Origin of the sequence: Desulfococcus multivorans, from assembly GCF_001854245.1 — a bacterium.
Taxonomy (GTDB): domain Bacteria; phylum Desulfobacterota; class Desulfobacteria; order Desulfobacterales; family Desulfococcaceae; genus Desulfococcus; species Desulfococcus multivorans.
This window is the reverse complement of the sequence record NZ_CP015381.1, coordinates 2406658-2429084: the sequence shown is the minus strand read 5'-3', so window position 1 is coordinate 2429084 and position 22427 is coordinate 2406658. Positions and strand designations below refer to the sequence as shown.

Annotated in this window: 19 protein-coding genes; 4 read left to right on the top strand and 15 right to left on the bottom strand. The window is 56.6% G+C overall.

What is annotated here, in order from left to right:
• Position 1 precedes the first annotated feature (1 nt).
• The 5 genes from dmul_RS10615 to dmul_RS10590 form a co-directional block, all read right to left on the bottom strand.
• Positions 2-724: an ABC transporter ATP-binding protein gene (locus tag dmul_RS10615; protein WP_020877567.1), complete on the bottom strand. Its 723-nt coding sequence runs from the start codon at positions 722-724 to the stop codon at positions 2-4.
• The gene (locus dmul_RS10610; RefSeq protein ID WP_020877568.1) at positions 724-1491 is read right to left on the bottom strand and encodes an ABC transporter ATP-binding protein; all 768 of its coding nucleotides are present in this window, start codon (positions 1489-1491) and stop codon (positions 724-726) included. Before dmul_RS10610 ends, dmul_RS10615 begins: the two co-directional genes overlap by 1 nt.
• An 11-nt stretch (positions 1492-1502) precedes the next feature.
• Positions 1503-2579, bottom strand: a complete 1077-nt coding sequence (locus dmul_RS10605; RefSeq protein ID WP_020877569.1) for a branched-chain amino acid ABC transporter permease — start codon at positions 2577-2579, stop codon at positions 1503-1505.
• Positions 2580-2587: 8 nt separating this feature from the next.
• Positions 2588-3502 carry a branched-chain amino acid ABC transporter permease gene (locus dmul_RS10600; protein WP_020877570.1) on the bottom strand — a complete coding sequence of 305 codons (915 nt, stop codon included), beginning with the start codon at positions 3500-3502 and terminating at the stop codon, positions 2588-2590.
• Positions 3503-3907: 405 nt separating this feature from the next.
• The gene (locus tag dmul_RS10590; RefSeq protein WP_020877572.1) at positions 3908-5074 is read right to left on the bottom strand and encodes an ABC transporter substrate-binding protein; all 1167 of its coding nucleotides are present in this window, start codon (positions 5072-5074) and stop codon (positions 3908-3910) included.
• Between the two features lie 292 nt (positions 5075-5366).
• On the opposite strand from dmul_RS10590, the gene manA reads away from it, so the two are divergent.
• Together manA and dmul_RS10580 are read left to right on the top strand one after the other, a co-directional pair.
• A complete protein-coding gene (manA, locus tag dmul_RS10585; protein ID WP_020877573.1) occupies positions 5367-6584 on the top strand; it encodes a mannose-6-phosphate isomerase, class I in 1218 nt (405 codons plus the stop codon).
• Between the two features lie 32 nt (positions 6585-6616).
• A complete protein-coding gene (locus dmul_RS10580; RefSeq protein WP_020877574.1) occupies positions 6617-7651 on the top strand; it encodes a tRNA dihydrouridine synthase in 1035 nt (344 codons plus the stop codon).
• Between the two features lie 27 nt (positions 7652-7678).
• Here dmul_RS10580 and dmul_RS10575 read toward each other — a convergent pair whose 3' ends face one another.
• The 6 genes from dmul_RS10575 to coaE form a co-directional block, all read right to left on the bottom strand.
• Complete coding sequence (locus tag dmul_RS10575) at positions 7679-9499, bottom strand: Hsp70 family protein (RefSeq protein ID WP_020877575.1); 1821 nt, start codon at positions 9497-9499, stop codon at positions 7679-7681.
• Between the two features lie 51 nt (positions 9500-9550).
• The gene (locus dmul_RS10570; RefSeq protein WP_020877576.1) at positions 9551-10327 is read right to left on the bottom strand and encodes a DUF2760 domain-containing protein; all 777 of its coding nucleotides are present in this window, start codon (positions 10325-10327) and stop codon (positions 9551-9553) included.
• Between the two features lie 634 nt (positions 10328-10961).
• The gene (locus dmul_RS10560; RefSeq protein WP_020877577.1) at positions 10962-12377 is read right to left on the bottom strand and encodes a S8 family peptidase; all 1416 of its coding nucleotides are present in this window, start codon (positions 12375-12377) and stop codon (positions 10962-10964) included.
• A 47-nt stretch (positions 12378-12424) separates the two neighbouring features.
• On the bottom strand, positions 12425-13423 hold the full coding sequence (locus dmul_RS10555) for a J domain-containing protein (protein WP_020877578.1): 999 nt from the start codon (positions 13421-13423) through the stop codon (positions 12425-12427).
• 226 nt (positions 13424-13649) lie between these two features.
• Positions 13650-17081, bottom strand: coding sequence for a UvrD-helicase domain-containing protein (locus dmul_RS20730; protein WP_020877579.1), 3432 nt, complete (start codon positions 17079-17081; stop codon positions 13650-13652).
• 70 nt (positions 17082-17151) lie between these two features.
• Positions 17152-17763: a dephospho-CoA kinase gene (coaE, locus tag dmul_RS10545; RefSeq protein WP_020877580.1), complete on the bottom strand. Its 612-nt coding sequence runs from the start codon at positions 17761-17763 to the stop codon at positions 17152-17154.
• Between the two features lie 187 nt (positions 17764-17950).
• On the opposite strand from coaE, the gene dmul_RS20240 reads away from it, so the two are divergent.
• On the top strand, positions 17951-18121 hold the full coding sequence (locus dmul_RS20240; protein ID WP_020877581.1) for a hypothetical protein: 171 nt from the start codon (positions 17951-17953) through the stop codon (positions 18119-18121).
• A 131-nt stretch (positions 18122-18252) separates the two neighbouring features.
• The gene (locus dmul_RS10540; RefSeq protein ID WP_020877582.1) at positions 18253-19263 is read left to right on the top strand and encodes a lipoate--protein ligase; all 1011 of its coding nucleotides are present in this window, start codon (positions 18253-18255) and stop codon (positions 19261-19263) included.
• Between the two features lie 6 nt (positions 19264-19269).
• Here dmul_RS10540 and dmul_RS10535 read toward each other — a convergent pair whose 3' ends face one another.
• The 4 genes from dmul_RS10535 to dmul_RS10520 are packed head-to-tail and all read right to left on the bottom strand — an operon-like array spanning position 19270 to position 22007.
• On the bottom strand, positions 19270-20016 hold the full coding sequence (locus dmul_RS10535) for an SDR family oxidoreductase (RefSeq protein ID WP_020877583.1): 747 nt from the start codon (positions 20014-20016) through the stop codon (positions 19270-19272).
• Positions 20017-20062: 46 nt separating this feature from the next.
• Positions 20063-21151: an Lrp/AsnC ligand binding domain-containing protein gene (locus dmul_RS10530; protein ID WP_020877584.1), complete on the bottom strand. Its 1089-nt coding sequence runs from the start codon at positions 21149-21151 to the stop codon at positions 20063-20065.
• Entirely contained in the window at positions 21141-21740 is a 600-nt protein-coding gene (locus dmul_RS10525) for a metallophosphoesterase family protein (RefSeq protein ID WP_020877585.1), read from the bottom strand. The genes dmul_RS10530 and dmul_RS10525 overlap by 11 nt, the downstream gene beginning before the upstream one ends.
• 42 nt (positions 21741-21782) lie before the next feature.
• Complete coding sequence (locus dmul_RS10520; RefSeq protein WP_020877586.1) at positions 21783-22007, bottom strand: hypothetical protein; 225 nt, start codon at positions 22005-22007, stop codon at positions 21783-21785.
• Positions 22008-22427 lie beyond the last annotated feature (420 nt).

Genomic DNA, 22427 nt, shown 5'->3' with positions numbered 1-22427 from the left:
TTTATCCAAGGTAGGCCTTCTGTACTTCGGGGTTTTCAGCCATGGCTTCGGCCCGCCCCGCCATGACGATCTCTCCGGTGTCCAGAACATAGGCGCGATGAGCGAATTTCAAGGCCAGTCGGGCGTTCTGCTCGATAAGCAGGATGGTCATGCCCTGCTCGTTCAGCTTCCTGAGGGTTCGAAACATGTCGTACATCAGAAGCGGAGCCAGTCCCATGGAAGGCTCGTCCAGCAGGATAAAATTGCACCCGGTCATGAGCGCCCGTCCGACGGCGAGCATCTGCTGTTCGCCCCCGCTCAGGGATTCACTCCTCTGGGTCCGGCGTTCCGTGAGGCGGGGAAAGAGATCGTAGACCCGTTGATAGTCCTTTTGAACGGCCGCCGCGTCCTTACGGGAAAAGGTCGCCAGTTTCAGGTTCTCCTCGACGGTCAGGTTTCCGAAGATATGGCGGCCTTCAGGTGCCAGCGCGATATGGCAGTCTCGAACCACGGCGTGGGCCTCCACGCCCAGGAGACTTCGTCCTCTGAAGCGAATGTCGCCGCCGTGAATTTTCGGGCCTTCCGGCGGCGGCACCCGGGTGATCGCGTGAAGGGTCGTGGTTTTGCCGGCGCCGTTGGCACCGATCAGAGTGACGATCTCGCCTTCGTTGACATGGAACGAGATGCCGTGGAGAGCCTCGATGTTTCCATACTTGACGACCAGGTCGTTGATTTCGAGCAGCATCAGATCGTATCATCCCCCAGATAGGCTTTGATGACGTCGGGGTTGTTCTGGATCTCGTCGGGCGTCCCCTCCGCGATGGTGACGCCGAAATCGATGACCTTGATCCAGGAGCAGAGCTTCATGACCACGGCCATTTGATGTTCGATCATCCAGATGGCGACGTCGAAGGTGTCGTGGATCCACTGAATCAGTTGGATCAACCCCTGTATGTCGGCGGAATTGAGTCCCGCGGCGGGCTCGTCCAAAAGCAGGAGAGACGGCTTGACGGAGAGGGCTCGGGCGATTTCCACTTTTCGTTGGATGCCGTAGGGCAGATTTCTGGGAAGCTCGGTCGCGTAACGCCTGAGATCCAGGGCCTCCAGAATCTCCATGGCCGTCCGGTGGATGCGTTGTTCGCCCCTCCCATAGGCGACGGTCCGCATCAGGGCGTCCCACAGTGCGTATCCCATGCTGTAATGCTGGGATATCCGAATGTTGTCCAGAACCGTCATGTCGTTCCAGAGGCGGATGTTCTGAAAGGTTCTCGCGATGCCCATGCCGGTGATCTGATGCGGACGGAGGCCGACGATGCTGCGCCCCTTGAAACGGATGTCGCCCCCGGAAGGCCTGTAGAACCCGCTGGTGAGGTTGAACACGGTGGTTTTTCCCGCCCCGTTGGGCCCGATGAGGCCTGTCAGTTCACCGCCCTCGAAGCGGATGGAGAAATCGGACAGCGCACAAAGACCACCAAAATTCTGGGTGAGACCGTTGATCTCGAGTAAATTCATGCGAACGCTTTCTACTTGAACCGGTACCATTTTCTGAGACGGGGAAAAATATCGGACAATTCCTTGTTGCCCATGATTCCTTCCGGTCGAAATTGCATCAGAAGGACGAGAATCAGGGGAATGATCACCCATTTCCAGACCTGACTGATTTCATAGGCGTCGGGAATCACATTCAACCAGTGGAGTGCGGTGTCGATCCAGGGGATGACGAAGCGGAGTCCTTCCAACAGCAGGGTGAACAGGATGGCCGAAATGACGGAACCGCTCAAGGATCCCATACCCCCCAGATAGACCATGACCAGGCATTCGGTCGATTTTAAAATCCCGAATGATCCGGGGTTGATGTATCCCAGAATGTGGGCGAAGAGTCCACCCGCCAGTCCGGCCAGTCCGGATGAAATCATAAAGGCGGTCAACTTCATCCGATTGGTGTTCACCCCCATGATTTCCGCCGCGATCTCGTCCTGGTGGATGGCGATGATTCCCTTTCCGTAGGTCGAAGAGACGTAGCGGCGTATGAGCCAGACGCTGAAGACCGTCCCCAGAATCACCCAGATCAGCATCCACGGCAGATCCGCGACGTCTTCCATGGCGAAGACGATCTTTTTCATTCCCATGAACCCGCGGGCCCCGCCGATGGCGCTCATGTTGATGATGGTGCTCGTCACGATAAAGTTGGCGGCGATGGTGATGATGGCCAGATAGTCGCCCCGGGTCTTGAAGGAAGGGATGGCCACCAGCATGCCGGCAAGGGCCGCGACCACGCCGCCGGCCGCCAATACCAGGGGAAAACAGTATATCGCCATTTCCGGGGGGAGAAGCGGTAGGCCGAAGAACTTGTCCTTTGTAAACAGCCACACATTGAGAATGGAGGCCACATAGGCGCCGATGGCCATGAAGGCGGCGTGACCGCAGGCGAACTCCCCCATATAACCGTTGACGATATTGAGACTGCTGGACAAAATGATGTTGATGCCGATGAACATGATGACGGACTGGATGTAGAGGTCGATCAACCCGGCCTGGGATGCGACGATCAGGGTGCCGGAAAGGAGCGTCAGCACGAGCGGTACGGATAGTCGTTGCATTGCCAACTCTATATTTTGGTGGTTTTCGCCACACCGAAAAGACCGGTGGGTTTGTAGACGAGTATGATGAGCAGAATGGAAAATGCGATAAGATCTCTGAATGTGGAGGGAAAGAATGCGACCACCAGGATTTCCACGAATCCCAGCAGAAATCCGCCGAGAAATGCGCCGCGGATGTCTCCAATGCCGCCGACCACCGCCGCGATGAAGGCCTTCCAGCCGATGAGCGCTCCCATGTATGGATCCAGGATCGGATAGGACATGGAATAGAGCACACCCGCGAGTCCGGCCATGGAGGAGCCCAGGATAAAGGTGAAAACAATGACGGCATCGATGGGAATCCCCATCAGGGGGACGGCGAATTTGTCGTACGAGATCGCCCGCATGGCCATACCGATGCGGGTTTGGGTGACGATGAACTGCAGGAAGATAAAGACCAGAACGGCGGAAAAGATGACGGCGATCTTCAGGTTGGTCAGGCTGACCGAACCGATGGTGTAAACCACCTTATCGATCATTTCCGGAAAGCTTTTCCGGCTCGCTCCCAGGAGCGCCAGATTGCCGTTTTCCAGGATCAGGCCGCACATCAACGCCGTGATGACCACATAGAGCCGATTGACGCCCTTTCGACGGAGAGGACGGTACGCGATCCGTTCCAGCGCGACCCCGACGCAGGCCGTGAGGATCATGGTCAGCGGTATCGTGAGGCTGAGCGTGACCCAGCCCGGAACACCCTCAAGGGTGGCCAGGAAGAATGTGGCCACAAAAAAGGCGATGTAGGCGCCGACCATGAAGATGTCGCCATGGGCGAAATTGATCAATGTGAGGACGCCGTACACCAGCGTGTACCCCAGGGCGATCAGGGAGTAAAAACTTCCCCACTGCAGAGCGTTGAAAAGATTTTGAATGATGCTTTCGAACACGCGGGATCCTTACGATTGAGGCGCAGAAATGACCAATGAAACCCTGTGTGGGAATACAGGTGCCGATGAACGGGAATATTTGGGGCAAGGGAGAGATGGAGCGGATTTTCTTTCAGTATTCAGTCGTCGATTCGGACAGCGTCATTGATGTCGCACTGCATGTGCTCGAGGTTCCGATGAAACAGCCGTTGTCACGCCAATGTCCGGACCGGTCGTTATCCAACGCATTTCAGCATCCGCTTCGCTTCAGATCCGCACAGGAATCCCGTTCACTCAGAAAGATATAATCGTTGTCGCCGCAGCTCCCACCTCAGATTCTGACATCCGGCTTCAACTCTCCTTTTGGGCGGCCATAGCCGGCCGCCCGAAGCCCCAAACCGTATTAAACGGTATCAACAGCTTTTTTCACGGGCAGACGGACTCGGTAAAGACAAACTCGCCCGTATCGCTGATCTTGACGACGACGGCGCATTTGATGGGATCCCCCTGATCGTCGAACTTCATTTTTCCCGTGATGCCTTCAAATTCCGCGATGCCTGAAATGGCATCCCTCAACTTTTTCCGGTCGTCTTTCAGGTCCCCCGTGATGCTGCCCATGTCCTGAAGCCCCTTCAGGACGATACGGGCGGCGTCCCATGTCAGGGCGGCCACGTCGGCAGGCTGATAGCCGTATTTTTTCTGGTATCGGTCGATAAATTCCTTGGTCGCGCCGGTAGCGCCCGCCGCGGCGTAATGGGTCGAGAAATAATGCCCCTTGCAGTCATCGCCGCAGAGGGTCATCAACTCGGAATTGCCCCAGGCGTCCGCACCCATGAACGGTCCGGTCCAGCCCAGGTCGTGGGCCTGTTTGACGATGAGGGCGACTTCGTTGTAGTTGTTCGGGAGAAAAATGAAATCCGGTTTGGCGGCGATGATCTTGGTCAATTGAGCGCTGAAATCCTGATCCTTGTCCCCGTAACTTTCATAGGCCACCACGGATCCTGTGCCGTTCTTCTTTTCGAAGTCGGCCTTGAAAATTTCGGCGAGTCCTTTGCTGTAGTCGTTGGCCAGGGCAAAAAGGACGGCGGCCGTTTTAGCCTTGAACTGCTTCATGGCGAAGTCTGCGGCGACAGGACCCTGGAAGGGATCCAGAAATGCGGCTCTGAAGACCCACGGCCGATCCCTGGTGGTGTCCGGATTCGTGGACCACGGGGAGATCATCGGGGTGCGGTTGTCGTCACAGACCTGTCCCCCGGGGACCGCCTGTTTGCTGGAGTTGGGTCCTACGACCGCCAGCACCTGATCTCTTTCGATGAGCTTCAGGGCTGCGGAAACCGCCGATTCGGCCTTGGATTCATTGTCTTCATAAATGAACTCGAGCATGTATTTTTCGCCGCCGATGTCGAGGCCGCCGGCGCCGTTGACGTCTTCACGCAGCATTTCGGCGGCGAATTTCGATTCTTCGCCGACCTTGGGGATATCTCCGGTCAGAGGAATATTGAAGCCGATCTTCACGGTCTTCCCCCAGGCAAGGGGGGATAGCATCATTACGGCCATCACGAATGTAACGGTAACCAGAAATCCCTTTCGCATGTCGACCTCCTTGAGTTCATTGGTTAATAATTTGAATTCAGTGGAAAAATCAGAGATAAGCCTCGAAAACAGAGATGCTTCTGTAACACAGACGTTTCTTTTTTTCAATCCATAAAATCGCCGTTTGTCACCGGCCGTCTCTTGTGGTAGTTTTTTATGCAGGAGGCTTGACGTTCGCCGTTAATGATCCGGAAGCGGCGTCGTCAGGGGCCGACGGGATTCCGTCATGGCGAATCCATGACGGGTGATGCCTTGCTGACCAGCGGAAGTTCAAGCGGTTTTCGGGAGCGAAATGGAGAAGATGATCGATACACGGATTTGGATACTGGACAACGCGATTCTGAAATATCCCTGGGGCTCTCACACGGCCATTCCCGATCTGCTGGGCCGCCCGCCTTCCGGCGACCCCCAGGCGGAAATGTGGATGGGCGCACATCCGAAAGCGCCTTCCCGCATCGAAATGGACGGTGAGCAGATTCCGTTGAATCGGGCTATCGAGCGTTATCCCGAAGCGATCCTCGGTGAACGCACGGCCGCGGCGTTCAGCCGTCGGCTGCCCTTTTTGTTCAAGGTGCTTGCCGCCGCGGCGCCGTTGTCCATTCAGGCTCACCCCGATCGACGGCAGGCAGCAACGGGATTTCAGGCGGAGAATCGGGCCGGCATTCCTTTGGACGCCTCGAACCGGAACTACCGGGACGACAATCACAAACCCGAATGCATCTGTGCGCTCACGCCTTTCTGGGGGCTCTGCGGTTTCCGACCCGTCGCAGACATCACAGCCCTTCTCGAAGCAATCTGTCCCCGAACCCTCTCCCATGAAATCGGAAACCTTCGGGAAGGCCGTCCTGCCGAGGTCCTCAAGGCGCTTTACGCAAGCCTTCTGACGTTTCCGGCGTCCCGAAAGCGCGCCATTCTCGATGAGGCCCTCGAGAACTCACGGCGCCGCATGGACGAAAGCCCGGTTTTCCGATGGATCCCCGCGCTCAACAAGGCCTATCCTGATGATATTGCCGCTGTTTCGCCGGCGATTCTGAATCTTTTTTGTCTGACGCCGGGGCAGGCCCTTTACCTGCCGGCCGGAGAACTCCATGCCTATCTTGACGGCATGGGCATCGAGCTGATGGCCAATTCGGACAATGTGCTTCGGGGCGGTCTGACCGCCAAACACATCGACGTGGGGGAACTGATGAAAATCCTCGAGACGACGCCCCGAACCCTGGAGAAGCTCGTCCCCGAAAGGGTCAGCGAATATGAAGATGTTTATCGCACCCCCGCACAGGAATTTCAGCTGTCGGTCATTTCAATGAGGACGTCGTCGGAAGGCGTTCGCAAGGCCGTGGACGGGGTGGAAATTCTGTTGTGTACGGAAGGCAGCGTCCATATCGGGGCCGAAGGCGTCCGGAAAGAAACGGTCCTGACCAGAGGGGTTTCCGTGCTGATTCCGGCGGAAGTCGGCGCTTACGTGTTGCGCGGCCGGGGCAGGATCTACCGGGCTTCGGTTCCCCTATGAGGGTTCAGCCAAATGAAACCCTGCGGAATCCGATGCATCCGTCTGAAGCAGAGGATGTCCGCGCACTGTTGAATCGTCCGATCCGGGTGGGGGGATGTATTATCCCCAAACGTCTTTTTCTGGCACCCCTGTCCAAATTGGGGAATGTGGCGTTTCGGGAGCTTGTTTCCGAATTCGGCGGATTCGGTCTCCTCTTTTCGGAAATGACGGGGTCTCGTTCGGTGGCGTTCGGCGGCGGACCGGCCGCATCCGGCTTCATGTGGCGGGCGGCCGAACTGCCGCATCTGGTCTGTCAACTCTACGGTGACGAACCGGCGGTGATGGCCTTGGCGGCGGAACGGGTCGCGGCCGAGGGATTCATGGGTGTCGACATCAATTTCGGCTGCGCCGTCGCCGCCGTTTGCAAACACAATTGCGGTGCCGCGCTTCTGCGGGATCCGCTTCGGGCTGAAAAGATCGTATCGGCGGTGCGAAAGGCCGTATCGGTGCCCCTCTTCGTGAAATTCAGGACCGGGTGGGAGGACGACGTGAGGACCGCCGTGGATCTGGCCAGACGGTTTGCCGACGCAGGGGCGGATGCGCTGACGTACCATCCCCGTGTCGCTCCGGATCGACGGACCCGTCCGCCCAAATGGGCATACATTGGCATGGTCAAGTCATCGGTAGACATTCCCGTTATCGGGAACGGGAATGTCTTCGACATTGACGATTGCAGAAGAATGATTTCCGAAACCGGATGCGACGGCGTCGCCATCGGGCGGATTGCGGTGGCGCGTCCGTGGACGTTTGCCCAATGGACCGACGGGGTTCTGCCGGATGACGACGTTTACCGGCGGTGTGCCCTGGGATTGATCGATCTTTTGGGAAAGCATTTTGACGAATCGACGGCAATTCGCCGATACTATAAATTTTCCAATTATTTTGCCGCCAATTTCAAGTTCGGCCATACGTTTTACGCCATGGTGCACAAGGCGAAATCGATGGATGCCCTCCGGGAGGCCGTCGCGGGGTTTTTCGAAACCGCCCCCGAGATCGCTTCACGGCCCCGGATCACCATGCTCCGATAACAGACTGAAGACTGAAGGCAAATCGTTCTATGAACGGCTGTCGCGGCTCTGCTCCCGGACGTTGAATTCCAGCTTCCAGCGCCGGCTCGGTTCGAGTTTGGATACGCACCATATCTCGAGGGTTCCGATCTCGGTCACCCGGATCTCGAGGATCACGGGTATGGCCGTTCCGGTTTCGCCGTCCAGAGTGGTTTCCATGGTGGTGATCTCCTCGATGTCATCCTCCCATTCCTCGATCACCTGCCCCATCGTGTCGTCGATTCTGACGGAGGATCCAAGGAAGTCGAATTTTACCGGCTCTCCCACGACGAGAATGAATTCCTGATCCGGCAGAGATCCCTCCGTTCCCTCCTCCATGCCGAAGGGCGCTACGCAGAGCGCCTTGATGGGAACCGGCATCCCCGGGACCGCGGGAAGCGATGCGGCCACGCCGATATAATAGGCTTTGTTCAGGCCGCCGCGGATCCGAATCCCCTCCCCCTTTCGAACGAGACCGTAATAGGCGGCGCCCCGCGCTACGCTGAGATCGAAATCCGCGGTGGCAATTTCGCGGAGGGCACGGTCGGCATCGGTGTCGGTCCAGGAAGATAGAATTTGAACCAGATGGTTGCGGAGAACTTCAGCCTTCATGACCCCGCCGTTGAACAGTATCGCCGTCGGCAGCCGGCGGCGGCCGTTGTCATCCGGCTGCTGGCGGCTGAGAAAGTGGGCCAGATGGCGGGTGATGGCGGGATCGGACTCATAGGCCAGCCCCACCTCCTGGATGCCTGATTTTTGTTTCACCTGAGGAACGGCGTCCAGACCGCATTCAGGGAAAAAGCCTTCCAGAAGAATCTTCTGGACCATATCACGCTCCAGGACGGCTTTTCGAGTTCCGCCGATCAACTTGCTGCCGCGCCCCAGGACCGTTACGGTATAGTCCCTGGCCTCGGGGTCCGAGAGGAGAACCTCCTTGGCCTTTCGGCAGGCATGCCAGAGGCTGCGCATCTGCCATGCATCCGGGCTTTTCTTGCCGGAGAGCTTCCGCGAGGCGGCGTAGGCAAGGGTCAGATCCATATTGTCCCCTCCCACGAGAAGATGATCGCCGACGGCGATGCGTTTGAGGGCCAGCTCTCCGTTTTCTTCATCCACCTCGATAAGGCTGAAATCGGAGGTGCCGCCGCCCACGTCAAACACCAGGACAAGGTCTCCCTTCTCGATATTTTCCCGCCACTGGTCGTTCGAAGCTTCGATCCATGCGTAAAAAGCCGCCTGGGGTTCCTCCAGCAGCGTGATCCGGGTCAGCCCCGCCATTTCGGCCGCCTTGACGGTGAGATCCCTGGCTACGGCGTCAAAGGACGCCGGAACGGTCAACAGCACCTCCTGGTGTTCGATGCGGAGAGATTCGTCTTCCCGGGCCATGGTGTAGTTCCAGGCATCCCGGATGTGTTTCAGAATTTCCGCCGCCGCCGCCACCGGAGATAGTTTGGTCAGATCGTCGGGCCCCTCCCAGGGCAGAATGGGTTTGTTCCGATCCACCCATGTGTGACACAACCAGGATTTGGAGGAGGCAATCAGCTTCTGGGGCAGTTCGGCGCCCCTCTCCTTGGCAAATTGACCCACGGCCATCGTTCGGGTATCCGACCACGGCAGTTTGAGCCCGTCCGGCGGAACGTCGTGGGGGCTGGGCAACAGAATGAACGACGGCAGCAAGGGTTGTTGTTCGACCACCCCGGCATCGGTGAGTTGCGGTATCTCCAGCACCCGGATCTCCGCTTTTTCCCCTTTCCGGAATTGGGCTTCGGTGTAGGCGACCACGCTGTTGGTCGTGCCTAGATCAATACCGATTATATAGGCAGGATCTGACAATGATAATTCTCCTTGATTGACGTTTCCGTGAAAGTGTGTTTCCTGCGTCGACTATAAAATCTCAACCTCTGCCGGGGCGATGATCCGCGGATCCCGCTCGCCGGACAAGGTGGGCATATCGAGTTTGCCCGCTTTCCAGCCCTTGTGACGTACGATCCCCCTGAACGGCGGATTGCCCGCGACGTTTCCGGTCAGTTTGACGGCATTGGGGTCGAATCCCGGTTCGACGGTGATTTCGCTCTCCTCGTCATCGCTCAGAATCGATTTTGGAATGATATACTTGTCGATGATTTTCCGGCAGTTCTCGTGGATGCTGCGAACGGCGGCCCCGATGTCCGCGTCGTCGTATGCATCGATGTCTTCTGCAAGGAAGTCCATCAGGCGCCCTTCCCGTTGCAGGATGGAAAAGAGATAGAGATACAGCCTTTCCCGTTCGCCTTTGACGGCCGTGGGCTCAGGGGCTTCGATCGCCGTATCTTTCTTCCGGGACCTAGCCTCCTTCAAGCGTGGCGGCGGCACCGACGCAGCCTTGCGGAGGGCGCCGGGAAACGAGAGCCTCAGACAAAGCCAGAGGAGGAGAATGAACACCAGGCCAAGGACGACGGATGCGGGGATATAATATTCCGCGATCAGGTCGATCCAGGTCTTGAATTGCGAAACGGTCTCACGGAAGTCTGCAATGCCGGCGTCTTCCTGCAGCACCGATATCTTCAGGGATACCACATTGAGTGCGACATAGACGGCCGCATCGATCAGAAACCACATCAGGGCACTGAAAAAAAAGACCCAGAAAAATGCACGGCGCGACAGGGCATTGACAACATTCATAGCATCACTCTCCTTGATTGGGTCGTTCCATCCCGGTGTTCACCGGGACCGTTCCTTCCCGGGGTATGGGGGATCACAAAACCATTTCTCAACTTTCGACTTTCACAGGTCACCTCTATCCGGTCACCGTCATGAAAGTCGAAAATTGGATATATAACAAAAAGGTCCTGAAAAATCAACGGTCTGAAAAAAATGTCCTGATCGGTCGGGGTACCCCGGATTCCTGTTGGACGGGCCATACTTTGCATTGCGAAAATTGAGTCGGCATGGTAAAGAGGATTGATCTGAAATCCGAACGGTCACGGCCCGTCAGGATACGAATACACCCTTAAACGGCCGCGGCGGAAGTCCCTTTGGAGCGCTTCGCCCGTGTCGGCCGCGTGACATGTTATGACCCTATACACATTTACATTCGATTTCGAGATCGGTACCCTCGTAAAAAGTCCTTGCAGAAATTGTGAGGAGAGAGATCGTTTTCCAGCATGCATCGACGGGTGCGAGCGTCTCGACAGAATCCAGAGCGTTCTGGCGGGAACGCGCTCCTGCACGCGCAGTTCCTGATACGTCCCCGCGACCCGGCAGGGACGGATGGGATGTGCGGCACGACGAGGCGGGCGGGTTGCGTCCGCCGGATTCAAGGATTTTGTCGTTTCAGCCCGTGGGTTCTCAAACGATGCATCACGTCCGATTTCTGCCAGTCCGGATTCTCCGTCAACCACCCCGAAATGACGTTCGCAACGTAGGCCGCGGCAATAGACGTTCCTGCGTAGATGCCCGCCTCCCCCTTGTAGCCGACGGGCAGGTCGGCATAGCCCGGCGCCGAAAGCGCAACAAAGCTGCCGTAGTTTGAATGCTGCCAGGGGGTTCCGTCCGGAGCGAGGGCACCGATGCCCAGGACGGTGGGATAGGCTGCGGGATAGACGGGGGCGCCGGTGGCCTTGTTTCCGGCAGCGGCGACGACGATGAGGCCCCGATTGTCCGCGTAGGCGAGCGCCTCCTCCAGAAACGGGCTCGATGTTTCAGAGCCCCAGCTCATGTTGAGAACCCTCGCGCCGCTGCTCAAGGCGAAATCGATTCCCCGCATGAGGGCGAAGTTGGAGGTTATGCCGCTGTCGTCAAAGGTCCGGATGGGAATAATCGGAGACGCCTTCGCGTCCTCTCCCGCCGTCCCCATGGGACGAACCTCCCCTGCTGCGATCAGCGCCATCTGAGTGCCGTGGCCGAGACCATCCGTGACCGGCATACCCGGGTTGACGGCATCCAGCGCCGCGATCACGCGTTCTTCCAGCCCGTATCCGGCCGTCCATCCCGAATCCAGAACCGCCACCGGGACGCCGGTGGTATCGGAAATGATGTTTTGAGGGGCCACGCTTTCGAAACGTGGGGCACGGCCGACAAACCTGCGCGGAAAATCAATGGGATACGCATAATTGGGTTCGGCTGTGAGGCGGTTTTCCCCGGCCTTGAGTTTTGCCGGAAAATCCGGGATGTCGATGCCGTCGGGCAGACGGACGCGATGGATGCCCAAAAGTGCGTCCGTTTCAAGAATGACGCCGCCCAACCCCGAGACCAGGCTTCTGAGGATCTCTCCGTCGCTTCCCGGTGCAATGCGAAGCAGAATTTCATTTCTGACGTAGAGCGATCCATCCTTGGGGTTTACAGCCACGGCAAAGCCCTCTTCCCTTTCCTCGCGACCGTTCTCCTCCCTCCCGACTGAATCGAAAACGTGCAGTTCCGCCGGCCGCAGCGACTTGTTCTTTCCAGACCGCTCCCAGAAAAGAACATAGCCGTAAGGCTTGAGCACCGCGCCCAACCCTTCGTGAATCGGTTTATCCGTGACGGTCGCCGTCACCTCGGGATCGATGTGGGGCGGACACTGGATCTGGATGCCGGATGCTGAAAGCCGGGATAGAATGACCGAAAGGGGCGACTTCTCGGCGTGTATGGAAATACGATCGCCGCTCAATTCGATAGTCACGGCGCGGGCGGATGCCGCGAACAGCAGGATGGCCGGCACCATCAGCAGCACGGCGACGATGCGGTGTTTCATGATCACGCCCTCCTTTCGACATACGCCGGAACGCTTCGCTCCAACGTTCACTTCTTGTGTTCTTTGATGTCCTGATAGGCCGTTGCCAGGCGTATGAACGCGTCATGGTCTCCGCCTTTGTCCGGATGCATCTCCTGTGCCTTTTGACGAAAGAGGCGGGACAATTCCTTTCTGGACAACCGTCTCAGTGCTTCCTCGGAAATACCGAATACGGTGCCGGCCTCCTTGAAGGAGACGCGCACCCTTCTTTCGGGAAAATGAAAATCTCTCCGGCTGTTGATCCAGGCCTGAAGGATGTCGTCCAGATAGCTGCTCCGCCCGTAATCGTTGTCGAAAAACATAATGAGATATCGGACCAGATAGGGGTGGAGCCGGTTCTCCGGAGTGATATCGCCCCAGAAACGTCTGTCGCGGTTCATTCGGCAGACGTCCTGGAGAAAGAGGGTGTCCACTATGCCCTGATCGAGCCCCTGGGGCATGGTTTTGGCGAAGTGCTCGGAAAAGTGCCGCTGTAAATCAAAGATGACAAAAACATAGGATTTGACCTCATGGGGTTTCAGCAGTTGTTCCGCCTGGATGAAATACTGTTCGATTTCATCCCGTGATTTACCGAGAAAGATCTTGAAAAGCCGCGGCGATACCCGTCCGATCCGCCCCTGATCCATCTGACCGAATCGAAGATAGTGCACCCGCCTTCGATCAAAGAGGTGAAAAACGTCGCCGGCCAGGGCATCGTCGAAAGCGGTGCCGCGCGCTGCGCGGCCCCTTCGTCGAAAATAGGCCTGAGCTTTCCGGATATCCGGACGGACAAACGGCCAGAAGATCTCGTCCAGCTCGTCCGCTTCATAAACGACGTCGAGGGCCCGGAGTCGGTCCTCGATGGATTCATGAATGTAAAAGGCGTTTCCTCCCGGGTATTGTACATAGGCGGCAGGGTCGGTCCCGAGGTCTATCAGATGCCGACTCCGAAAGATCTTGCCCGCAGGATAGGATTCCCGTATGGCGTAGTAGGTTTTGCCCTGAACTTGACGGCGCGCCAGATACACGTTGCACTCCTCTTTTCCGTTTGAGATTCAAACTCAACTTTCGACTTTCATGAGGGTGACCCGACAGCGGCACTTGAACGAAACCGCGCGGGGCGCGGGCCGTATCCTCCCGGCACCGGCCTGTGAAAATTGACAGCTGAGATTCAAAAAATAACATAGCGCCGGATTTCATGAAAGTAAACCACTGCACCCATGGACGGCCCGAAAGGGACGGCCCTTCAACCCGCTACTCCCCGGTGAACAGGCCCAGTTGGATCGGCTGCTTGGCGGAGCCGCGGTTCTCGACGCGCCGCCGCTCGACCAGGCGGCGCTCGATGTCCAGGACAAAGGGCGACAGGATTCTCTTTTCCAGTCTGCCGTGGACCATCCGGTTTCCGGCACTCAGCAGAAAGAGCCGTTCCCTGGCCCGGGTCATTCCCACATAGAAAAGTCTCCGCTCCTCGGCCGGATCCTCGCAATGGTTGTCGGCGCGCCTGAAAGGCACGAGGCCGTCCTCGCAACCGACGATAAAGACGACCGAAAACTCGAGCCCCTTGGATGCATGAAAGGTCATGAGTGTCACCTTCTGGGCCTCCCCGTCATGGAGATCGGCATCGGTTTCCAGGGCGGCGGCGGCGAACAGGTCGTCGACCCGTTCACACGAACGGCTGTCGGTCCTTTGGATCAGACCTTCCAGCGCCGCCGCCCGTTCAGGTGACGCATCGATCATCCGCTGAAGACCGGCGCGATCCTTCAGGACAGAGAGCGCCGCTCCAAGGGACTTTCCGCGCACGCTTTCGCGAAGGTCTTTCAGAACGTCCCGCGTGCGGAAAAACCGCTCCCGAATGTTCCCGGGCATTTCGTTGACGGCGGTTGAATCGACCCACAGCAAGGCATCGAGGGGCGTTTCGGCGGCGTAGAAACGGTCTTTGAAGTCGGCCAGACTGCTTTCGTCCCAGCCGAAAAACGGCAGGCGGCAAACCCTGTCGAAATCGTTCATGATGCCTTTTCGGAAAACAAGCTTTAATAAGGATGTCAATTCCAGGACCCCGGGCTGACCGTAGACGCTTTCCCGGTGGACCAACTGACAGGGAATACCGGCGTCCTGAAGGGTTTTTGAAAGGATTTGCCCCTGAACATGACTGCGGTAGAGCACGGCGAAATCGGAAAAGGCGTGCTCTCTTTCACCGAAGGCGCCGTCGGCGCCGCCGAAATCGATGGATTGAAAGCCGAATCCCCCCACCATGGATTCGATGATCCGGCCGACGGCCGTCGCCTCGCTCCGCTCCGTCGGGGTCTCCATGACCGTGAGGGTCTTGACGCCCTGGATGTTGGAATAGGCGCGGACTTCGGGGGTATTCAGGCTGTGCCGGCGAATGACCTGGTGGGCGGCGTCGAGGATGGTTTCAACCGATCGGTAGTTCCGGTTGAGATGGATGGTCCGGCTTCCGGGATAATCCTCGGCGAATCGGCTGAAGCAGGCTGCATCGGCGCCGCGAAAGCCGTAGATGGACTGATCCGGATCCCCGATGACGAAGAGCTCCTTGTCGCTTCTGGGGCACAGGATTCGAACGAGCCGGTACTGGGCGGGGTTGACATCCTGGTATTCGTCCACGAGAACATGATGATAACGATCGATCAGCTCCCGGCGGAAAGCAGGATTCCCCTCGAGATGACGCACCGTATTCATGATCAGATCGTCGTAGTCGAGGAGCCTTTCGACCGTAAGCATCCCCTGATAGCTCCGGTAGATCGTTCCCAGAACGTGGCAGGCCTTCTCATCGGCCAGCGAACTCAAATCATCCTCCGGCCCCCAGAGATATTGTTTGGCCCGTGTGATCAGATCCGATAGCCGCCGGGCCGACAGGTCGGGACTGAAGGTTTTGCCGCCGTGTTTTTCGAAGGCCGCCTGAATCAGGCGTTGCCGATCATGTTCATCGATGACGGTGTGGGAATCGCCCTGGACCGATCTCAGAACGGTCAGGCAGAAACCGTGAAAGGTCCCGATGGTGGGCAGCCGGCCGGGAGACGGACCGGCGGTCTGGAAAAGTGCCGCCACCCGTTCGCGCATCTCCCGGGCGGCCTTGTTGGTGAAGGTGATCGCCAGAATGTTTTCGGGGGATACGCGGCGGACCGCCGTCAGAAAAACGATCCGATGGGTCAGGGTCCGGGTCTTGCCGGTGCCCGGTCCTGCGATGATCAGAAGGGGCGAGCCGGAATGCACAACGGCGGATTTCTGGGCGGTGTTGAGGCTGTCCGTTCCGGAGGCGGCATGGGAGGGGTTCGGCCCTGTGGCCGGTAATGCTTTCGCATCCCCCCTTTCAGGCAGGGCCGTTCCAAACGGCGGAACAGGCGACGACGCTTCGACGGCGGCCGCAGGTGTTCGTTTTCGGGAAAACAGGGATTGCTGTCCGGTCAGAACGCTCTTTTCACCTTGTGCGAAGACCCGTATCCGGCCGTACTCTCCGTCGAAGCCGGGAGAGATATGAACGCGCCCGCTTCGCATTCGGTCGATCGCTTCCCCCAGAAGGGGGATATCCGCTTCGAGGATGCGGTCTATGGGACAGTCTTTCAGGATGTGGAGCTCCGGGCCCAGGCAATGGATCGCTTTCCGGTAACAGCGGTCCACCGTTCGGGTTTTGACCCCGACGTCGAGAATTTCAGAGAGGATTTCCGCAAGGGGGATCAGGTGGTAAAACGGCGGCTTTCCGTCGGGTATCGCGCCTTCCGGGCGGTCGGCAAGGGTTTCGACGCGATGGAGCACCCCCAGGGTCATGGGCGCACCGCAGGCGGGACAGCGCCATTCGGTTTCGGCCCCTTCGGATGGACGGCGCCAGATGCCGCACTTTCGATGTCCGTCCATGTGGTATTTGCCCTCTTCCGGATAGAGATCTATAGTGCCCCGGCACCGATCCGGATCTCCGGACAGGAGCGCGTCCCGAATGCCGAAAAAAGAGAGCGTCGTGTCGAACAGATTGGCGTTCCGTCCCAGGTTGGCCGGCGAATGCGCGTCTGAATTGGAGACGAGGGTCCGGGAGTCCAACTCCGAGATCCGGCGGTTCATGGGCGGATCCGAAGAGAGCCCGGTTTCCACGGCAAAGATATGGTGGGACAGGTCCTCGAAGCAGGCTGAGAGACTGTCGAATCCCGACCTGGACCCCAGAAGTGAAAACCAGGGCGTCCAGATATGGGCCGGAATCAGGAATGCGTCTTCAGAGCACTCGAGCATCACCTCCAGGAGATTCCTGGCGTCAAGACCCAGGATGGGCCTGCCGTCCGAACGGATGTTGCCGATGGCGTCCAGCCGTGCATTGAGGGTTTCCGCCACCGCCAGGGAGGGCACGTAGATGAGGTTGTGGTTTTTTCGGGTTCTGTCGGCTTTCTTGTAAATATTGCTGATTTCGGTTTCCAGAATGAACCGGACCGTCCCCTTGCAGGAGGGGGGTATCTCGGCGTCACATCGGCGTCTTATATCCTCCCGGAGGGCGAAAAGGCCGGGCTCCGCCGGGATGAGTTTTTCCCGAAGCTCCTGAAACCATGCGGGATGGGTGAAGTCCCCGGTGGCCACCACCGAAATGCCCTTGACGGCGGCACTGATGTAAAGGTGCTCCAGGTCCAGATTTTTGGCGGTGGCCCGCGAAAACCTGGAATGAACGTGGAGGTCGGCGATAAACGGCATGAATGTTTCCTCTTTTTCCCGGACTTTCGTCGCTGTCCGGCACACGCTCCCCGGAGGATGAGGGCTGGGTTCAGGGTCTCGATACGGACCGTTTCAGCATCGCATAGACCTCGAGGCTTCTCTCCCGCGTCTGCTCCAGGGTTCCGGAATTATCGATCAGAATATCCGCCAGGTTGCGTTTTTCCTCGATGGGGATCTGGCTCCGGATGCGCGCCCGCGCCTCCGCCGCGCTCAGGTGATTCCGCTTCATCAGACGGGAAAATTGAAGGGCTTCCGGCACGTACACCACAATGATCCTGGGCAGCTTGCGGTGCATCCCCGATTCGAAAAGAAGCGGGATGTCCTGTATGACCACCGTTTCAGGGGCGGTCGCCTCGATTTCCCGCATTTGTTTTTCCATCTCTTCGAAAACAAACGGGTGGACGATGCGGTTCAAGGCCGATTTCCGGGCGGCGTCGTTGAAAATGATCCGGCCCAGCTTTTCCCGGTCTATTTCACCGTCCTCCCGAAGTACGTCCCGGCTGAAAGCCGCCACGATGCCCTGCCATGCCGGCAATCCCCGGCGAACCACGTCGTGGGCGATCTGGTCGGCGTCGATGACGGCGGCTCCGGCCGCCTTGAAAAACCTCGCTACCGTCGACTTGCCGGTGGCGATTCCGCCTGTGAGTCCCGCAATGACCATGATACCCTCTCTGAAAAGCAGCCGTGAATGATGTCGTCTTTCATAAAAGGCTTTACAGATTTTGGCAAGGAACAAAAAAGCCGGGATTCCGTCGTTGACAGCGTCCTTTTTTATGTATAATAATTTTTATAACTGAACGAGCGACTTTGAAACCTCAAATTACAGATCACCGTCAAAAGGAACGCATGTGACGAAACCGAAATCCAACGGGCCGCTGAAATTCACCCCGAATGAGATCCTCTTTTTCAAACGGTTGAACGACAGAACATCGATCACGGCCGAATATCGTCGTATTTTCAATATTACCGTCTTGATCTGCGTGACACTGGGAATCGTTTTTCTGTCGACGGTCATCTGACACGCCTTCCCCGTCACTGCGATTTCCGATGCCGTCCCCGTGCGGCGTTTTCAGATCTGACCGCTCGAGACGATTTGCCTTTGTCGGCGGCACGGGTCTGGGGCGGCGATGGGTTTCATGGATAGGGTGCCATGGCGAACCGCTTGTTTCTGATCCACAACAATCATGTCGACGATCCCCGAATAAATCTGGCTCTCGAGGAGTACGCCACAGGACACGTTGATCTGAATCACGGATACCTGCTGCTCTATGTCAACCGTCCTTCCGTCATTATCGGCAGAAACCAGAATCCGCTTCTTGAAGTCGATTCAGCCTATCTGGCTGAAAACAACATGCCGCTGGTGCGACGAATATCCGGGGGCGGGGCGGTCTATCACGATCACGGCAATCTGAACTTCAGCTTCATCACCCGTTTCGACCCCGCTTATCTCAACAACTATGCATTCTTCGCCGCGCCCATCATCGCTGCCTTGAAAGGCATGGGGGTTCCCGCAGCGCTCAATGCCGGAAACGACATCGTCGTGGACGGCAGAAAGATATCCGGGATATCCCAGTATTCGAACGGGAAAGGCCTGCTCGTCCACGGCACGCTCCTTTTCGACGCCCGGCTGGACGTGCTTTGGAATGCGCTTGCGCCGCCGTCGGATCCCATGGCGTCGAAGGCGGTGCGATCGTTGCGGAGCCCCGTAGCCAATATTGTCGAATTCCTGCCTTCGGACGTTTCCATGCATGCCTTCAAGTCCGGCATCCGGGACGGTGTTGTCGACGCCTGGGGGGGTGACGGATCGGTGTACCGTCTGGATGGGCATCAGTGGGATGTGGTGGATGCGCTGGCCCGGGACAAATACCATTCCTGGCACTGGAATCATGGCCGGTCACCCCGATTTTCCCTGGTGCTGCCCGGCCGATCCGACACCGGTCCCTTCCAGGTCCGCGTCGTCATCGAGAAAGGGCATATCAAGCAGGTCGCCATACGCGGCAGCTTTCCGGACCCGGAAGCGATCCGTGGACTGGAGCGCCGCCTCATCGGGTGTCTCTACCGGAAAATCGACGTGGAGCGGGTTCTCTCCGGAATCGACCCCGCCCCCTGTCTCGGCGGCATCACCCGGAAGGCTTTTGTCGACGTGCTGGTGCGGGAATAGGCGTCCTCAGACCATCCCCCCGTTGGCCCGAACAATCTGACCGTTGACCCAGCCGCCCTGGTCGCTGACCAGGAACGCCACGACATTCGCGATATCCTCGGGTCGACCGAGACGATGGAGCGGACACATATCCGCCATCTGCTGCTTCACGGCCTCGGTTTTGCCGGCGTTGAACAGGTCCGTATCCACGGGGCCGGGCGCCACGGCATTGACGGTGATGTTCCGGTCGCCCAGTTCTTTGGACAAGATCCGCGTCAGGACCTCAACCGCCGCCTTGGTGGCGGCATAAATGCCGTAGCCCGGCAGCGCCATGGATACGACGGTGCTCGAGAGCGTGATGATGCGGCCGTGATCCGCTATGCGGCGGGCGCCTTCCCGGAGCGCTGAAAAAACCCCGCGGGTATTGACGGCGAAAAGTCGGTCGAAGACGTCATCGGACACTTCGGCGATGGGGCACTTCCGGGCGACGGCGATCCCGGCGTTATTGACGAGGATATCGATTTTGCCGAAACGGTCCGCGGCGGCATCGAAGAGCCTTCGGACATCCTCGGATTTTCCGACGTCACCCTTAACCGGAACGCCGCAACCTCCTGAAGCCTTGATGGTTGACGCCACGGCATGGGCCGCCTCGGCGTTTTGGAAATAGTTGACAATGACCGACGCACCATCCCTGCCCAGCCGTTCGGCAATCGCTCGACCGATACCGCGGGAGGCGCCCGTGACGATACAGGACTTTCCGGTTAACGTCTTCATGTTTTTCCCCTTTCCGGTCGCGGTGTTCCGCGGCTGCGGCGGGACATCACACGACCCCCTGCTTGCTTTTTGAGAATGTCGGAATCAGTGTCTGGGTTTTATGCACCCCGGGAATCCGGCGGATATGCCTGTAAACGAAATAGCCGATCACCTCCGAATCCGAACTGAGCCAATCCCGCTCCATGACGATCTTGACGATGAGGTCGAATTCCCCGGGCACGTCATAGAGCTCCTTTACCTCCTCGAGGGCAAAGAGCTTTTCCATGATCTTGAATTCCTCGCCCGCCTTGACGGAGATCAGCACGAAAGCCGTCATGAGTCGTTTCATTTCCGGAAATTCATGCCCCCTCTGGTCGGCCACCTTCGCCCGAAATTCCTCCATGTTTTTTGGAATGATCTGGTCCAGGCCGATACCGTAATGTCGTCCCCGTCCTTTTTTCCATTGATGGAAGGAGATATAGGCATAGAGATCGGCAATGGTGCGGTTCTGAAATGCCGCCGCCAGGTGACTTTTCTCGATGATGGCGACAAACGGCAGAAAAATGGTTTTGTGCCAGTCCGCGGCGGCGTCCTTGAAGGCCACCTCGGTGCCGTTGATGGTGGTAAGGGATTCCTGGTGCTCCCTGATCTGTTCCGTCAGATAGGCATATTGCCCGACCTCCGTCAGGTCGATGGGCGCCGTGATGCCGGTTTTTTCCCTGAAATCGAGTTTTTCCCGGTAGAGAATGTTTTCGATCGTTTTCCGGGAGGGCAGAAATTCGAGAATATGGGCGTGGATCGTTTTCCAGCCGCGCTCCTTTGCCACGGAAACGCGGTGATTCCCGTCTACGATATAATATTCGTCCTTGATCTGGTACAGGGATACGGGCGGCAGTGGTTTCCCGTCCCGGATCGCCTGTCTGATCTTCATGAGCCTTTCGGACGGTATTCCCGTTTTGAGCCGAAATCGACTGTCAAAATCCTGATAGCGACCGACGCTGCCGACAATCCTGCTGATCTCCACCTCCTTGAGGCCGAGATCCCGTGTGTCGAAAGCCTCTTCATTCTCCTGATCTTCCCTGAAGCTTTTCAGCTCTCTTTTTTTCTGCCGGTTTTTCAATCCGGTGAAAAAGGTATCGAACAATCTATTTTTCATCGATCTCCAGGATAAAATAGCCAACAGTGTTGATGACCCGGGTGTTTTTGACAATCCGTATGCGTTCAGACGGTTTGTTGAAACGGGCGTGAATATGACCGTGAATAAAATATTGGGGGGAAAAACGGTCAATCAAGGGGTGGAAACTTTTAAAGCCCCTGTGACACGGATCTTCCGCATCACCGATATAGCGTGGTGGCGCATGGGTGATTACGATATCGACGCCTCTGTTCCACCATAACCTGGGCCACATCTTCATGATCTTTTTTTTCATCTGAGATTCGGTATATTGGATCGGGTTGCCGTTATACCATCGGGAGCCTTCAAAACCTGCAATTTTCAACTTTTTGAAACGAATCAGCTTTGAATCGATATCAATGCATCCGTTTGGGGCTTTATCAATGTATCTTATATCATGATTGCCCTTAACATAATAAAGTGGAGCATTGATCCTTGATGATATAAAAGATAAATATTCCGGAGAAAGATCGCCGCAGGATAGAATGACCTCTATATCTTTGAAAAGTTCACTGTCAAAATCTTTATATAGACATGATTCTATGAAGTCGGAAACTGTCAGGATTTTCATATGAATTGGCCTTAGAGCAAAATGAGATAAAATATATTTTATTTATCGATCATCTTGAATCATGGCTTTAAGACCGATTTCATCCATTTCATCTATTGAAATATCATTGTACTTTTTAATAAATGTTTCGATGGCCATTTGCAAAATATCATCTATTGAGGTTTCAAATTCTATAGACATTTTTTTAAACTCTTTAAGCTGTCTTTTGTTGAGTGTTACGGATAATCTTCCAGATTCGGGTGTGATATGATATTTTGTCCGTGCCATGATCATTCTCCGTTAAATTCTGTTAATCTTTATTTTAGTGAGCATTACCATATTAATGACATTTGATCAATTAAAGAGATGATTTTATGGATTCGGTCTGACGAATATTGATTAACCGCTTTTGGTGCGGTCTGGGTCAAAATGGTTTGTCGGAAAATAATGAGAATAATAAAAATAAACCAGTTGTCACAATACAAAAGAGAAAAACAGACATAACATCCAGATCAAAAAGAGCTTGACGGCCATAATATAACACAATATGTTTCTATTGCGCAATTTTAGGGATGGTTTTCAGACCGACCCCCCTGAAGTTCACCTATGGTCAGACGCCGATCGCATCAGCAGTGGCAAATTACTATTGTGCAAAATCGATTTCTATATATTGACTAAAATTGTCATAAATAAAAAAAACTGTATATC